The sequence below is a fragment of the Rhodopseudomonas sp. BR0G17 genome (genome assembly GCF_010907025.1).
GTDB classification, from domain to species: Bacteria; Pseudomonadota; Alphaproteobacteria; order Rhizobiales; family Xanthobacteraceae; genus Rhodopseudomonas; species Rhodopseudomonas palustris_H.
In genome coordinates this window covers 78,254-93,464 of record NZ_QUML01000017.1, presented here as the reverse complement: position 1 = coordinate 93,464, position 15,211 = coordinate 78,254, and the positions used below count along the sequence as shown (strand labels likewise).

11 protein-coding genes and 1 pseudogene are annotated in these 15,211 nt (G+C 64.3%); 7 read left to right on the top strand and 5 right to left on the bottom strand.

The window, feature by feature from the left end; all coding sequences use genetic code 11:
* Nucleotides 1-11: 11 nt before the first annotated feature.
* The gene (locus tag DY467_RS14900) at nucleotides 12-1,022 is read left to right on the top strand and encodes an inorganic phosphate transporter (RefSeq protein ID WP_107344184.1); all 1,011 of its coding nucleotides are present in this window, start codon (nucleotides 12-14) and stop codon (nucleotides 1,020-1,022) included.
* Nucleotides 1,023-1,124: 102 nt separating this feature from the next.
* Here DY467_RS14900 and sugE read toward each other — a convergent pair whose 3' ends face one another.
* Entirely contained in the window at nucleotides 1,125-1,439 is a 315-nt protein-coding gene (sugE, locus tag DY467_RS14895) for a quaternary ammonium compound efflux SMR transporter SugE (RefSeq protein WP_107344185.1), read from the bottom strand.
* Nucleotides 1,440-1,668: 229 nt separating this feature from the next.
* On the opposite strand from sugE, the gene DY467_RS14890 reads away from it, so the two are divergent.
* Entirely contained in the window at nucleotides 1,669-3,294 is a 1,626-nt protein-coding gene (locus DY467_RS14890; protein WP_164637125.1) for a peptide chain release factor 3, read from the top strand.
* Nucleotides 3,295-4,435: 1,141 nt separating this feature from the next.
* Here DY467_RS14890 and DY467_RS14885 read toward each other — a convergent pair.
* Nucleotides 4,436-5,113: a hypothetical protein gene (locus tag DY467_RS14885; protein ID WP_164637123.1), complete on the bottom strand. Its 678-nt coding sequence runs from the start codon at nucleotides 5,111-5,113 to the stop codon at nucleotides 4,436-4,438.
* 120 nt (nucleotides 5,114-5,233) lie between these two features.
* Between DY467_RS14885 and DY467_RS14880 the strand changes: the two genes are divergently transcribed.
* Entirely contained in the window at nucleotides 5,234-6,634 is a 1,401-nt protein-coding gene (locus DY467_RS14880) for a hypothetical protein (RefSeq protein WP_164637121.1), read from the top strand.
* A 22-nt stretch (nucleotides 6,635-6,656) separates the two neighbouring features.
* Nucleotides 6,657-6,833, top strand: a pseudogene (gene rpmD, locus DY467_RS26535) (50S ribosomal protein L30); the annotation flags it as partial.
* Between the two features lie 844 nt (nucleotides 6,834-7,677).
* On the opposite strand, the gene DY467_RS14870 reads toward rpmD, so the two are convergent.
* Together DY467_RS14870 and DY467_RS14865 are read right to left on the bottom strand one after the other, a co-directional pair.
* Complete coding sequence (locus DY467_RS14870) at nucleotides 7,678-8,106, bottom strand: GNAT family N-acetyltransferase (RefSeq protein ID WP_164637117.1); 429 nt, start codon at nucleotides 8,104-8,106, stop codon at nucleotides 7,678-7,680.
* 417 nt (nucleotides 8,107-8,523) lie between these two features.
* Entirely contained in the window at nucleotides 8,524-8,985 is a 462-nt protein-coding gene (locus DY467_RS14865) for an SRPBCC family protein (protein WP_164637115.1), read from the bottom strand.
* Between the two features lie 280 nt (nucleotides 8,986-9,265).
* Between DY467_RS14865 and DY467_RS14860 the strand changes: the two genes are divergently transcribed.
* The gene (locus DY467_RS14860; protein ID WP_164637114.1) at nucleotides 9,266-10,594 is read left to right on the top strand and encodes a hypothetical protein; all 1,329 of its coding nucleotides are present in this window, start codon (nucleotides 9,266-9,268) and stop codon (nucleotides 10,592-10,594) included.
* A gap of 11 nt (nucleotides 10,595-10,605) precedes the next feature.
* Nucleotides 10,606-12,324 (top strand): FecR family protein, encoded by a 1,719-nt coding sequence (locus DY467_RS14855; protein ID WP_164637112.1) that lies wholly within the window; start codon nucleotides 10,606-10,608, stop codon nucleotides 12,322-12,324.
* A gap of 14 nt (nucleotides 12,325-12,338) precedes the next feature.
* On the opposite strand, the gene DY467_RS14850 is transcribed toward DY467_RS14855, so the two are convergent.
* Nucleotides 12,339-12,764 (bottom strand): hypothetical protein, encoded by a 426-nt coding sequence (locus DY467_RS14850; RefSeq protein WP_164637110.1) that lies wholly within the window; start codon nucleotides 12,762-12,764, stop codon nucleotides 12,339-12,341.
* Nucleotides 12,765-12,914: 150 nt separating this feature from the next.
* Here DY467_RS14850 and DY467_RS14845 point away from each other — a divergent pair, with 150 nt between their 5' ends.
* Nucleotides 12,915-15,209 carry a CHASE2 domain-containing protein gene (locus tag DY467_RS14845; protein WP_164637108.1) on the top strand — a complete coding sequence of 765 codons (2,295 nt, stop codon included), beginning with the start codon at nucleotides 12,915-12,917 and terminating at the stop codon, nucleotides 15,207-15,209.
* Nucleotides 15,210-15,211: the final 2 nt, after the last annotated feature.

Genomic DNA, 15,211 nt, shown 5'->3' with positions numbered 1-15,211 from the left:
AGGGGCCGGCCGTGGACGCTTCGCTCGGGCTGCCCATCCTGGTCGGGTTGATCGCCGTCGCGCTGCTGTTCGACTTTTTGAACGGCCTGCACGACGCCGCCAATTCGATCGCCACCATCGTCTCTACCCGCGTCCTGCGGCCGCATTACGCGGTGTTCTGGGCGGCCTCGTTCAATTTCATCGCCTTCATGGTGTTCGGCCTGCACGTCGCCAACACCATTGGCACTGGCATCATCGAGCCCAGCGTGATCGACGCCTCGGTGATCTTCGCCGCGTTGACAGGCGCGATCGTCTGGAACCTGGTGACCTGGGGGCTCGGCATCCCGTCGAGCTCGTCGCATGCGTTGATCGGCGGCCTGCTCGGCGCCGGCCTCGCCAAGGCCGGACTGTCGGCTGCGGTGTGGGGCGGCCTGACCAAGGCGCTGCTGGCGATCGTGTTGTCGCCGCTGGTCGGTTTTCTGCTGGCGCTGGTGCTGGTGGCAATCGTGTCGTGGGCGTCGGTGCGGTCGACGCCGTTCGCGGTGGACCGCGCCTTCCGCATCCTGCAGTTCGCCTCCGCATCGCTGTATTCGCTCGGCCACGGCGGCAACGATGCCCAGAAGACCATGGGCATCATTGCGGTGCTTTTGTATTCGCAGGGCTATCTCGGCGGCGAGTTCTCGGTGCCGTTCTGGGTGGTGCTGTCGTGCCAGGCGGCGATGGCGCTCGGCACCCTGATGGGCGGCTGGCGGATCGTCCGCACCATGGGACTGCGCATCACCAAGCTGACGCCGATGCAGGGCTTCTGCGCCGAAACCGGCGGCGCCGCGACGCTGTTCATGGCGACCTTCCTCGGCGTTCCGGTGTCGACCACCCACACCATCACCGGTGCGATCGTCGGCGTCGGCGCCGCGCGCCGGATGTCGGCGGTGCGCTGGAACGTGGCGAGCTCGATCGTCTATGCCTGGGTGATCACGATCCCGGCCTCGGCCATCGTCGCGGCGCTGGCGTATTGGGCCACGCGGCTGGTGCCGGCGTTCTAAACACAATGTCATTGCGAGGCGCGCAGCGACGAAGCAATCCATCGCGCCGCGCGAGGCGCTGGATTGCTTCGCTTCGCTCGCAATAACGCAGAAGCTTCGCCTTTAGGCCACCAGCTTGAGCCCGACGATGCCGGCGACGATCAGACCGATGCAGGCGAGGCGGCCGACCGTGGCCGGATCGCCGAACAGCGCGATGCCGAGCGCCGCGGTGCCGACCGCGCCGATGCCGCTCCACACCGCATAGGCGGTGCCGATCGGCAGCGTCTTCAGCGCGAGCCCGAGCAGTGCGACGCTGGCGACCATCGCCGACACGGTCAGCGCCGTCGGAACCAAGCGGGTAAAGCCTTCGGTGTATTTCAGGCCGAGCGCCCAGCCGATCTCCATCAGACCGGCGACGAACAGATAGAACCAAGCCATAGCGGCCTCCTTGCACACGTCCCGGCAATATTGATGAGGCCATCCAACGGGATAGCGCGCCGGCGCAATGCGCGGTCTTGAGGAGGCCGGGTCGTCCCGGCCGAAAAGGTGATTTTGAGGTCGTCCTCGATCCCTTATATGAGGGACGCCGTTCCGCCGCGCAACTGCAGGCGCTGCGACCCGCCGGAAGCCCTTGATCGCGCCGGCTTTCCCTGCCACAGGCTGATGAATGTCCGACACCGCTGTTCCGGCCGAAGCGCCGTCCTCGACCCCGTTTTCGCTCGCCCATGAAGTGGCGCGGCGGCGCACTTTTGCGATCATTTCGCATCCTGACGCCGGCAAGACCACGCTGACCGAAAAGCTGCTGCTGTTTGGCGGCGCCATTAATTTGGCCGGTCAGGTCAAGGCCAAGGGCGAGCGCCGCAACACCCGGTCGGACTGGATGAAGATCGAGCGCGACCGCGGCATCTCGGTGGTCACCTCGGTGATGACCTTCGAGTTCGACGGCCTGGTGTTCAACCTGCTCGACACCCCGGGCCACGAGGACTTCTCGGAAGACACCTACCGGACGCTGACCGCCGTCGACTCCGCCGTGATGGTGATCGACGCCGCCAAGGGCATCGAGGCGCGCACCCGCAAGCTGTTCGAGGTCTGCCGGCTGCGCGACATTCCGATCATCACCTTCATCAACAAGATGGACCGTGAGAGCCGCGACACCTTCGATCTGCTCGATGAGATCGAGAAGACGCTGGCGCTCGACACCACGCCGATGACCTGGCCGGTCGGACGCGGCCGCGACTTCCTCGGCACCTACGACGTGCTGAACGGCGGCGTGCGTCTGCTCGAAGGCGGCGGCGCCAAAACCGGTGCGGCCGAGCAGATCACCATCGAGGAGCTCGGCAAGCGTCACGCCAATCTCGACGTCGCCGCGGTCAAGGAGGAGCTCGAGCTCGCCACCGAGGCGTGCAAGCCGTTCGACCTCGAGGCGTTTCGCGAAGGCCACCTGACGCCGGTGTATTTCGGCTCGGCGCTGCGCAATTTCGGCGTCGGCGATTTGCTGCAGGGGCTCGGCCGCTACGCGCCGCCGCCGCGCGCGCAGGAAAGCAATTTGCGCAAGATCGCCGCCGATGAGCCGAAGATGAGCGCCTTCGTGTTCAAAATCCAAGCCAATATGGATCCGAACCACCGCGACCGGATTGCGTTCGCGCGGCTGTGCTCGGGCAAGCTGACCCGCGGCATGAAGGCCAAGCTGGTGCGCACCGGCAAGGCGATGCCGCTGTCCAGCCCGCAGTTCTTCTTCGCGCAGGACCGCTCGGTGGCGGACGAAGCGTTCGCCGGCGACGTCGTCGGCATTCCCAACCACGGCACGCTGCGGATCGGCGATACGCTGACCGAGGGCGAGGACGTGACCTTCGTCGGCGTGCCGAGCTTTGCGCCGGAAATCGTCCGCCGCGTCCGGCTCGGCGACGCGATGAAGGCCAAGAAGCTGAAAGAAGCGCTGCAGCAGATGTCGGAGGAGGGCGTCGTGCAGGTGTTCCGCCCGCGCGACGGCGCGCCGGCGTTGGTCGGCGTCGTCGGCCCGCTGCAGCTCGACGTGCTGAAGGCGCGGCTCGAAGCGGAGTATCAGCTGCCGGTCGATTTCGAAGTCTCCGAATTCCAGCTCGCGCGCTGGATCTCGTCCGACGACCGCAAGAAGCTCGACACCTTCATCGCCAACAACGGCTCGTCGATCGCCGACGACGTCGACGGCGATCCGGTGTACCTCGCCAAGAACGAATTCTATCTCGGCTACACGAGAGACCGCGCCGAAGGCATTGTGTTCTCGGAGATCAAGGACGTGAAGAAGGTGGCGTGAGGCTGCGTACTACGCGCCATCACAATGCGTCATTGCCGATAGCTGACTTGGTTAGTCGCGTTGTCACCTCACTCGGCCGTCATCCCCCGCGCATGCGGGGGACCCAGTATCCCAGAGCGATAATTGATGACTCCGGCGCACACGAGCGCTCTGCAATACTGGGTCGCCCGATCAAGTCGGGCGATGACGTCGTGCTTAGGGACGTCGCCTCGATCCGCATTTGCCCCGTCGCCCTCGCGGGCCGCGACCTCCGGGCCGCTGAGCTCCAAATAACCAGCACCTTCAAACAGCCACGCCTTCGCACCCTCGCGGCGCAATGCGCCCGAGCTTTGCCCGAAGAGCCGCCCCAAAGTGAGGGGCGGTGGCGCGCCGCAAGACGCGGCGTTGGGTAGTGTCGCGATCCGGCCTTCGCCCGCGCGAGGGGCGAAGATCGCGAACCGCGCGTCGCCTTGCGGCGCGCCACCCCGGCGGTTTTTGGCTGAAGGACCGCTCTTCCGGGACCGAGCGAGCTTGCGGGCTTTCCCCGGCCTCTACTCGACCCGTCCAGCCTCTGAAGCGGCGGCCGCTCGTAGTAGCGGCGGACGGTGACCCTCAACCTCCCGGGCGCGTGCTTGCGAGGCACGTCACGCAGGACGCCGTATCCCGCTCCGCCTCGCAAGCGCCCTCGAGAAGCGCCCCTCGCGAACGAGACAAATAGGAATATAATCTATGTCGGCGGGGGCGTCAATCCGGTCCTGCGGATTTGGCGGACCTTAGCGATCGAAGAAAACGACGCGGACGAGCTGCACGCACATGCATCGGCTATTGGCGAAGCCCGCGGCCGATCAGAGGCCGATACGAGCAGCGAAGCGCGACTTTCAGGTCCGGAGAGTGTACTTAAGTCGATGTCAGGTAATGACCCTTAGCAGATCTAGTGCATCCGCAGGATGTCCGCCGATGTGCCAACAGCCGCCGCCACTCTCCGTCTCCCTTCAACATATCCAAGCGGCCTGGTAGTCACCGGAGTCTTAGCGAGGCCGCGCTAGGGAGGAGGCCCGAAGAGTGAAGCCCCGCGGCAAGCGGGGCTTCGGCGAAGCCGACAGTCCAGCCCCTCAGGGAGACGCGGATCGTGGCTCTTACGACTGCAGGGCCTGCTCGTGCTCTATCCCACCCGAGCCGACAGACGGCGATGCTCGCGATCGATGTGCTCGAACAGGGCATATTCGGCGTTGGTCATCAGCGCGCGGTCGTACTCCTCATATTGCGAACGATCTGCACGATTGATGAGGCCTTGAAGTTCAGGCCCGGCATAGCGGACGTCAGTGCGCACCAGGTCGATGATCTTGGCCAACGGAAAGCCCCCACCATATTCAACCTCGAAGCTTAATGAACGCTGCTTGTCGAAAAGCGCGTGCCAGGCGCGCTTGAGGCGTCGCGAGCGCCGCCCATGCGACCCGAGCTCGTCCCAGGCGTTTTCAAGCCGTTGCCGCAGGTATGGCGACGCCTCCCCGGTGTAGACCGTGATGTGGCGGGTCAGAAACAGCGCATTGAGCGGACGATAGAGATAGATCAGACGTTCAAGGTCGAGTGCGCGCGACCGCTGCCGGCGGTCGGCAACATTTGCCAACAACAAACTGAAGAGTTTGCAGATAGTCAACGTTGTCACGAAGAGCAGCGCGACCGGGATGTTCGAGCGCAGCGATTCGGGCAACGCGGTTAGAAACTGCGGCCACAGCCAGCTCACTAAGAGGGAAATAGAAAGTCCAAAAAACAACCACGTGGGTATCGACTTGAACGTATCGAGCATCTTCGTGGCGGCGATACCGACCGTCGAATCCATTCCAACCTCCTGTATCGGGGCGTATATGTAGGCGCGCCAACGGCGCTATTCTAGTGGACTGCCCATGCTCGCAGGCATTTTCATTTTGTGCACCGTGCAACATTTCGGCTGAGCAAGGGGATGAAAGACAGCGTGGCTACAGCGTCGGTCTATGTCTTGAATGTGCGCCCCGAGAGGCGCGAAACGCTTCTGAACGCCGAACCGGGATGGTTTGGCGGGCCTAGGGCGTCCGAACCCGTTCCGGCTTTTGGTCACAGCCGACGTGCCCCGCTAGTAGTCCTTGCCGCGTTTGAAGATGGCCACCTCACCCACGTCGGGGAGGCACGCAAGGGGGCCTCGGCCGGCACCGGGCTCGTTCGGCTCAACATGATCTCCCTTGAAGCGCTGACGCGTCCGATCCCGTTCGAGGAGGTCATCGGACGCGTCCCAGCAAAGTTCAAGCCCGGTCTGCGAAAGGCCCTTTCGATCAGCGGTTTGCTGCCGCCCAAGACGATGAGCGCTGTCGTCGATGTGCTGAGCGAGATGGATCCGGTACTTCAGGAGAAGCTCAGCAGGATGTCGGCAAGCCGCCGCGAGTTGATGGCGGCCCTTGGGGACCGCGAGAAGAAGAATCTCGCGCTGCAAAAGGAGACGCTGGGGGCGGCGCTGGAAATTGCCGGGGTAGGAACGCAGGGCATCCTCGAATGGACGCCGGGGACAGTTGAGCGCGCCTCGTTTCTGGATGGCCTTGGGGCCGCGAGGGTCAGGGAAGACGTGATGCTTCATGCAGATCTCGCGAGCCTGCCCGGATTCAACGCGATCAGCGAAGCGCCTCATATCGCGGTCCGAACATTCCAGTCCGAAACAGATTCCGCCGTCCGCGTCACAGTGGTCATGGCCAACCGTCTTCCGCTCGAACAGCAGACTGGCGCCGACCTCATCTATTTCAACGAAACGTATCGCTCGTTCATCCTGGTCCAGTACAAGGCGCTGGAGAAGGTCGACAACGAGCATGAATTCAGATGGACCGACGAGGACCAGTTTTCCGGCGAGATTGCGCGCATGGACAAGCTGTTGGAGGAACTCGATAAGATCGAGCCCGACACCGATCCGGACGCATTCCGCCTTAGTAGCAACCCGTTCTTCCTAAAATTCTGCTCGCGGATCGTGTTCAATCCCGACGACAGAGGCTTGTTTCCGGGAATGTACCTGCCGCTTGGACTGTGGAAGAGCCTGGCTCAAAGCGGCCGCCTGAAGGGTGCACGAGGTGGCAACTTGCTGACGTACAACAATGTGGGGCGAAAGCTGAGCGGGACGGAGTTTATCACCCTCGTCGCTGGATCCTGGGTGGGGACCACAATTACGCAGTCGGCGTCACTTGAGACCATGATCCGTTCGGTCCTGGAAAGCGGCCGGACCGTCACTTTCGCCGTGAAGCGGAGCACGCCGCCCGCCCCAGCCGTTGCGGCTGAAGTATTCCCGGAGCTTGATGAGGGAGAGGCGCTTACACCCGAGGAAGCGCTAGTAGAGATCACCAAGTGACCGCAACCGTTAGACTTTCGCCATGCCGCACGCTACTCTCACCATCGAACAAATCCGCAGTCCCATCCGACGCCCCTCTGATCAACGGGCAACGTTGATCGGACTGCAACTGAACCGCATTGGGCGCTTTGCCGAGCAACCCGATACACCGGCCATTCGCGGCATGATCGCAAAGGTCAACCATCTCGTCCGTGTCGTCTATGCAACTAGCGAACTCGACACGTTCGTCGCGGAGGCAATTGCCGAATACCGGAACCTCCTGGTCGGTCAAGGAAGGCGGGTTGTCCGCGGCCAAGTGCTGTGGGATCAGTTCGAAGCTGCCGTCGCTGAATATCACGCGTCACATGGCAAGCGCGATCGGCGCTTGATTGAGGTCGTCAACGAACTCGCGGTCGCCAAGGTGCTGGTCGACGACCCGGCCTTGCAGACAGCACGTATTGAATATGAGCCAGACCTGCTTCCCGATGGGCGCAGGATCGACTTCGTCGTCGATCGCGGCAGAGACAATCTTTATGTCGAAGTCAAGACGGTGCGGCCAGAGACCAGAGCCACACTGGACACCTACAACAAATTCGAGAAGCGAAAGCAGTATCATCCGAAGAACGTCGAGTTCGTTGTAAACCCTCGACAGATGGGCGGCGCGATCTATGGGGACGCTTTCGCCTCGCGCTCGCGTTTCCTCGAATACACCATGGACTTCGAGGAGCGTCTGGCCGCCGCCAAGGCCATCCGACCGGGACCCGGCATTCTTGTCTTTTGTGGCAATGGTTTCGCTTGGCGGAAGTCAAACCTCGAGGACTGGGCCGATTTCTATCATCTCGGACGCCACCGGGCGGACGATCCGTTCGGCCCCATGGAGAGATATTACATCGAGAAGAAGAAGATTGAGCTGAAGCGAAACGTTGACCATTTTTCGTGGCTTCAACGACATTTCGAGCAAGCGAAGCGCTCAGATCTCACCTTCCCGATACGAGGGCCTGCTTTCGGCCGCTGATCTCGTCGGATTCCGAATCAATCATGCCAACGCATACGCTTAGTTCTCATCATGGCCTGGACCGAATACCCGACGGATCGATGCTCTTTTCCAGCTCGGTGGGGCAGTTCGGTCTTTCGGCGTAGCCATGAATCTTGTACCAAGCGATAAGTTCTTCTTCAGAATGACCCTGCTCTAATGGCCGCGGCGATAGCGTGATCTTTTCGTAGCCGAGAGCCTTGGCTAAGCTTTCGACTTCGCCCAGCAGACGCGAACCGAGACCCTTCCCGCGACAGTCCGTCCGCACGAAAATCTCGTACAGAACGAGATAGTCAACATAGGGGATCTGATCGAGGGCTAGGAAGGCGACCTCAAGTCCATCCTCCATCACAACGTAAATACGTGTATGGGGGGCCTTGGCGGTCTGCGATATGCGCGAACGAAGTCCAGCGTCATTGCAGCAGTCGTCGACACCAAGCTGAATCATCGTCGCCGACATCTTCGTCCTCACTGCCTCACGGCCCAGTACCGCGTGAGGGCTGAAATTGACACGAACCGCCAAGCGCGGGTGGCGGCTCTGCGCATATACGCTTATTCGCGATCACACGCGACATGGCACGCGTCGCCTAGCGCATGATGGGCGTCCGAGAGTTGAATTAGTGAGGGGAACATCGCGAGAACGGATCGTAAAACATCGTAAAACCTTCTTGCACAGAGGCTGCAAACGCCCCCTCCTATCCAAATGAATCACAAAGCTTTCACTCCAGTCCAGGATGGCCAATGCCGAGCTAGGCTCCAGGCGGATGGAAGTGGTCCGCTTTGCGCCTAACAGCTGCCACATCTCTCAAATCAGCTTCTGGCCCATAGCGGCCATTAGGCCGTGTCGACCCTGTTGGCCACCGCTTCTCCGGTTAGCTCACCGCCGCTCCACAATCCTTTTGATATTCTCCAGCCCCAGCTCCGCTTCCGCGCTCACCCGCTCGACCATCTCCGGCGTAGGCGGTTTTGGCCGTGCCGGGTTGCGCAGGATTCGGGTGAAGCGGGTGCCGCCGTCCACGGCTTCGAACGTGTAGTGCACCACCACCGGCCCCATGAAGCTGGTCTGGGTGAGGCCGATCCACAGCAGTGGGCGGTCGCAGGCGATCACCAGCCAGTCGAGGTCGACCGGGCCGCTGCGGGTCGACCAGTGCTCGTGGAAGGTATCGCCGAATCCCATCGGGCGGTCGTCGCATTCGAGCGCGTGGGAGGAGGGCAGCCATTCCGGCCAGGATTTCGGATTGGTGACGTAGTCGAACACGGCCTCGGGCGGCGCTGCGATCGTCACCGCATGGCGGATTTCGAACGGCGAGGTCGGGCTGCGGGCGGCTGCATCGGCCATGGAGATTCCCTCTTGCTGTGTTGCTCTGGGGCCGCAGTTGGACGGGCGGCCATCGGTTCCAGCGCCAGTATCCCGAGCGGCGAAGCTCAGTTCTTGCGTGAACTGCCGGTTCCGTTCTTTTTCGGGACGTTCCGCGTGGCAAAAAGGCCACGTCGGCGTGCAATTGCGGACCTTTCGCGTAAAAAAAGATACCGCTGGCCGAACGCCTCCAGCAAAATCCCGACCAATTAGCTCGGCCAACGAGCAATCAGTTTCCAGACAGATCATTTCGGGGTGCGGCGTGCGATTGAAGGCGACATGGTTATGCGCTGTGGCGGCGACGGTGATCGCAGGCTCGGTCGCGTCCGCGCAGGAGCAGAAGGCGACTCCCGCCGCGGTTGTGCAGCAGGGCTACGACGCGCTGTTCAACCAGATGTATCAGCAGCCGGCCAATCTCGACGTCAGCTTCAAATTCGCCCATGCGGCGGTCGAGCGCGGCGACTACGAGGCCGCGATCGGCGCGCTGGAGCGGATGCTGTTCTTCAATCCCGATCTGCCGCGGGTGAAGCTCGAACTCGGCGTGCTGTATTTCAAGCTCGCCTCGTATGAGATCGCGCGCGGCTATCTGCTCGACGCGATCAAGGGCGGCAACGTTCCGGACGAAATCCGCGGCCAGGTGATGGCGTATCTGGCCGAGATTGACCGGCGGCTGTCGAAGCACGAATACAGCGTGTTCCTGCAGGGCGGCATGCGCTACCAGACCAACGCCAATATCGGGCCGAATTCGCTGCAGGTGCGCGCACTCGGCCAGGATGCGATCCTCGATCCGCGGTTCGGCCGCAAACCGGACTGGAACGCGTTCCAGAGCATCACCGCCGCCTACGCCTACAAGCTCAACATGCGCGGCGACGCGATCGAGACCACCTTCCTCGGCTACAATTCGCGGCAGTTCACGCAGAGCCAGTTCAACCTCGGCCTGCTCGAAGGCACGGTCGGCCACCGCGTCGGGATCGGCCAGAACGCCTCGTTCAAATACTACGCGATCGGCGACAAGGTCTGGCTCGGCGACTACAGCTATTTCGGTGCGCTCGGCGGCGGTTTGTCAGCGCGCTCGACGATCGGCGACAATGGTCTGATCGAAGGCTACGTCGAGACCCGGCACCGCAAGTTCACCGACTCGACCTACTACCCGACCGCCGGCACCCAGACCGGCGATCTGACCACGGCGGCGATCACCACCGATTTCCGGTTTGGTCCGGTGCACTGGACCACCCGCGGCGGCTATGACGTCAACAAGGCGGTCGCGGACTACAACAGCTACAAGCGCTATTCGATCGATATGGCGTTCCCGGTCGAATTCGTGGTGCCGGTGTTCGGCCAGCCGCATCAGTTCGTGGTGGCGCCGACCATCGGCTACAGCCGCTCGAACTACGATGCGCCGAACTTCATCGTCGACCCGACGCTGGTGCGGCGCGAGGACGAATACCGCTACGGCGCCATTCTCGATGCGCAGATCGCCGGCAATGTCGGCGTGCGCACCCAGGTGCTCTACACCAAGATCGACTCCAACCTGCCGAACTATCGCACCAACAACCTGTCGGCCTCGCTCGGGCCGACGGTGCGTTTCTGAGGAGGCTCGCGATGCGTCTGTCGGGATGGATGATCGGAGCCGCCGCACTGCTCGCGGCCGGGAGCGGCGCAAATCTCGCGGTGGCGCAGGAGGTCGGCAAGGCATCGGCCGTGAACCCCGCCGCGACGGCGAACTTGCGGACGATTTCGATCGGCGAGTCGATCGCCCACAAGGAGCGTATCAAGACCACTGATAAGGGCTCGGTGCAGATCCTGTTCATCGACAAGACCTCGATGACGGTCGGGCCGAACAGCGATCTGACGATCGACGAATACGTCTATGATCCGAATTCCGGCACCGGCAAGCTGGCGGCCCGGCTCGGCAAGGGCGCGCTCCGGTTCGTCGGCGGCCAGATCAGCCACACCGGCGATGCCGAGATCAAAACTGCCGCGGCCACCGTCGGCATCCGCGGCGGCGTCGCGATGATCGGAACCGGCTTCGTGTTTGCGGGCTACGGCTCCTCGACGGTGACGACGCCCGGCGGCACGGTGACGCTCGGCGCCGGTGAATTCACCCAGACCCCCGGCGCCGGCCAGCCGCCGTCACCTCCGGGACCGCCGCCGCCGAACTTCGTGCAGAATCTAATTCAGTCGTTCCAGAGCGCGCCCGGTCAGAGCGGCGGCGCCGGGCAGGGTACCGCTTCGCGCGGCAACGTGCAGCGCGCCGAGGCCCGCGCCACCGGCACTCCCAATGGGTCGGTCGCCGGCTCGCTGACGCCGCAGGTGCCGACGCCGCTGCCGCCGATCAATCAGGCCGCGTCGACCCTGAACCAGACGATCCAGACCTCGACCCAGCAGACCGCGGTGGAAAAGACCGCCACTCAGCAGGCGTCAGGCACGCTGTTTGGCTTCATCGGCGGCCTGATGACGACGTGGCTCACCGCCTCGAGCCCGACCTCCGGCAATTATGGCTATGGGACGGTCGGCCCATTCACCGGCACCGCGGTGGTCGGTATCGATGCCGTCCGTCGCCGCGTCCAGGCCAATTTCGACGGCACCGTCGCGCACGATGCGAACGGCAATTATCTGCCGGGATCGTTCAGCTATCAGTTCGGTTTCCTCGACCCGAGTGAAGACCCGCAAGGCGGCTACTACGACCAGTCGAATTTTGCCGCCGGGCCGGCGATCCGCAGGAATGGCGCGATCGTGTCGACCATCGACGACGCGCCGATCACCAACCAGACCGGCGCGATGGTGACGATCTCCCGCGAGATGGCACAGCAATACGGCTCGGCATTGGGCTTCGGCAACATCCAGCCCTGCGACTGCGACTACACCAAATGGGGCTTCTGGAGCAGCGGCAGCAATCAGGGGCCTTATTACGATTGGGCTCATGGCTTCTGGGTCGCCGGCCGGCCGCCCACCGCCGGCGAGGTGCCACTCAGCGGGCAGGCGAGCTATGTCGGCCATGCCGTCGCAGCGATCCAGAACGACGGCGCCGTCTATTACGCGGCCGGCGTCTTCAACAACACGGTCAATTTCGGTGCGCGGACCGGGCAGGTGAGTGTCACCGGCCTCGACGGCACCAACTACGCCGGCCAAGTCTCGTTGCTCTCGGGAACGACAGGCTTCGCCGGATCGCTCGCCGGAAACGTCGGCACGCGCAATATGGCGCTGGTGGGATCGTTCTTCCGCGGCGTGTCGAGCCCGGTCGGCGAGATGGGCGGCAGCCTCGCGGTTAGCGGCCCGGGCTATCTCGGCGCCGGCATCTTCGCGGCGAAGATGAAGTAACGCCCGATGATCGCCTACATATGGCCGGGCGGGCCGGCGCGGCGGCCGATCGCTGCCGACTGTTGATCGATGCGGCCTGAGCTCGGCGGCACGTAGCGCGCGCTGGATCGCACGCGCTGCCGGGTGGCGGGATCGACGACCTCGACCGAGACTTCGAGTTCGTCCGCGGACAATCTGCTGGCCTGCACCGTCGCTTCGCGGTCACCAAGCACGCGGCGGGCGGCCGCGGTCGAGACGGTGGTGCTGCGCTCCTGAGAAATGGCCGCGCTGGCGGCCAGTGCGGTGACGCCCTGCAGGGCGGCCTGGTCGGCCAGCCGCTGCAGCGGGGGATCGGCGGGGTGAATCAGCGGCACGGCATAGACGGCGCCAAGACCGACCGGAATGGCGAGCAAGACTGCCAGCGGGGTGGCGATGCGCATGCGAGAGCTGTGCGGTCCCATGGGGGCGCTCCTCCTGGCCGCGCGGGCGTGCTCCCGAACCGGCCTGCGATCTGCTAACGTCGGCGTGATGCGCCAGTTCCCTGTTTCTCCGGCCGTGCTGTGGCCGTTGTCCCGTTTGAGTTGCTCGCTTGCGGAGCGGGAGGCCGTGCCGTGCGGCTGCTGAGCCGGGGGACGCATCCGCTGCTCGGCCGCGCCGCGCGTGGCTGGGTTCGGCTGCGGCGGATGTTTCGCGGCAAGTACATGCGCGCGGTGCTCGCTGCGCTGGCGACGCTGATCGCGCTGACGGCGCTGCGGACCTACGAGCCGCGCATCGTCACCGAAACCAAGGAGCGCGCTTTCGACGCGTATCAGCGGCTGGCGCCGCGGCCGCCGGGCAACGACCTGCCGGTGCGGATCGTCGATATCGACGATGCGTCACTCGCCGCGTTCGGCCAGTGGCCATGGCCGCGCACGCGGCTGGCGGCGCTGACCAAGCGGCTCGGCGAACTCGGTGCCGGCGTGATCGCCTACGACATCATTTTCTCCGAGCCGGACCGCACCACGCCTGAGCGGCTGATTGCCGATCTGAATGCCTCCGATCTACCGGATCGCGATCGCGCCGTGGCGCTGCTGAAGAGCCTGCCCGATCACGACGCCAGTTTCGCCGAAGCGATGCAGCAGACGCCGACCGTGCTCGGCTTTGCCGCCAGCCTGCGCCCGAACGACACGCGGCCCTCGGTGAAGACCGGCCTGGCATTCGTCGGCGTGGCGCCTGCCAACGTGCTGCCGCCGTTCCGCGGCGCGGTCTCCAATCTGCCGCAGCTCGACGCCGTCGCGGCCGGGATCGGCGCGATCAATCTGTCGGCAAGCGATCGCGGCGGCGTGGTGCGCCGGCTGCCGATGCTGATGTCCGACGGCGCGCGGGTGTATCCCAGCCTCGCGGTCGAGGCGCTGCGGGTGGCGCAGGGCCAGAAGGGTGTCATCATCCGCGGCACCGGTGCGTCCGGCGACGACGATGTCGGCGATGCCGCACTGGTGGACATGCGGATCGGCCAGTTCAAGCTGCCGCTGACCCACGACGGCGAAGCCTGGCTGTATTTCAATCGCGACCGCGCGGACCGCTACGTGTCGGCCAAGGACGTGCTCGATCCGGCCCAAACCGAGCAGATGCGCGACCGGCTCGAAGGCACCATCGTGCTGATCGGCACCTCCGCATCCGGTCTCGGCGACGTCCGCGCCACGCCGATCGGGCAGGTGATGCCGGGTGTCGCGATCCAGGCGCAGATGATCGAGCAGATCGTGTCGCAGGAGTTTCTCGAGCGGCCGGACTGGGCGAACGGCTTCGAGATCGTGATGACGCTGCTGCTCGGCTCGCTGGTCGCAGCCCTGGTGCTGATCGCCGGCGCGCGGTTCTCGCTGGTCGCCTGCGCGCTGGTGTTCGTCGGCGCGATCGGGGGCTCGTGGATTGCGTTCTCGCACTTCCGGTTGCTGATCGACCCGGTGTATCCGTCGCTGGCGACGCTCTTGACCTACATCGCGGTCGAGCGGGTGCTGCACACCGCTTCCGACCGCGAGAAGAAGTTCGTGCGCCAGGCGTTTGGCCAGTATCTGGCGCCGGATCTGCTCGCCCAGCTCGAACGCACACCGGACGGCCTGCGGCTCGGCGGCGAGCAGCGCGAACTGAGCGTGATGTTCATGGACGTGCGCGGCTTCACTCCGATTTCCGAGGCGCTGAGCGCGACCGAGCTGGTGGATTTCATCAACACGCTGCTGTCGCCGCTGTCGGATGCGATCCAGGACGAGCTCGGCACCATCGACAAGTATATCGGCGACTCGATCATGGCGTTCTGGAACGCGCCGGTCGACGTGCCGGATCACGCGCTACGCGCCTGCCACGCCGCGCTGAAGATGCGCAGCATCGTCGAACAGCTCAACGACAGCGATGCGTTCGGGTTCGCCGCGCGCGGTTTCGCCGATCCGGTGGTGCGGATCGGCATCGGCCTCAACACCGGCGCGGCCTGCGTCGGCAACATGGGCTCGTCGCGGCGGTTCAACTATTCGGCGATGGGCGATGTGGTGAACGTCGCGGCGCGGATCGAGAGCGCCTCGAAGGAATTCGGTACCGATCTGTTGGTGTCCGAAGAGGTCGCACGCGCCGCGCCGAAGCTGGCGCTGCTCGAAGCCGGCGAGATCAGGTTGAAAGGCAAGTCGCACCCGGCGCGGCTGTTTGCGCTTGCCGGCGACGAGGCGTTCGCCGCATCGGACACCTTCACCGAACTGCAGCGGTTGCATCGCGATTTGCTCGATGCGCTCGCCGCTGGTGACGGAGAGCGTGCGCAGACGAGGTTGGCCGCGTGCCGCGCCTTGGCGCCTCCGGCGGTCGCGGGATTATACGATCACTTCGCCCGGCGCGCTGCGGCGTTGGCCGACGTGGCTCGGCCGGTGCTGGACCGCGCCGGCGGTTAGCA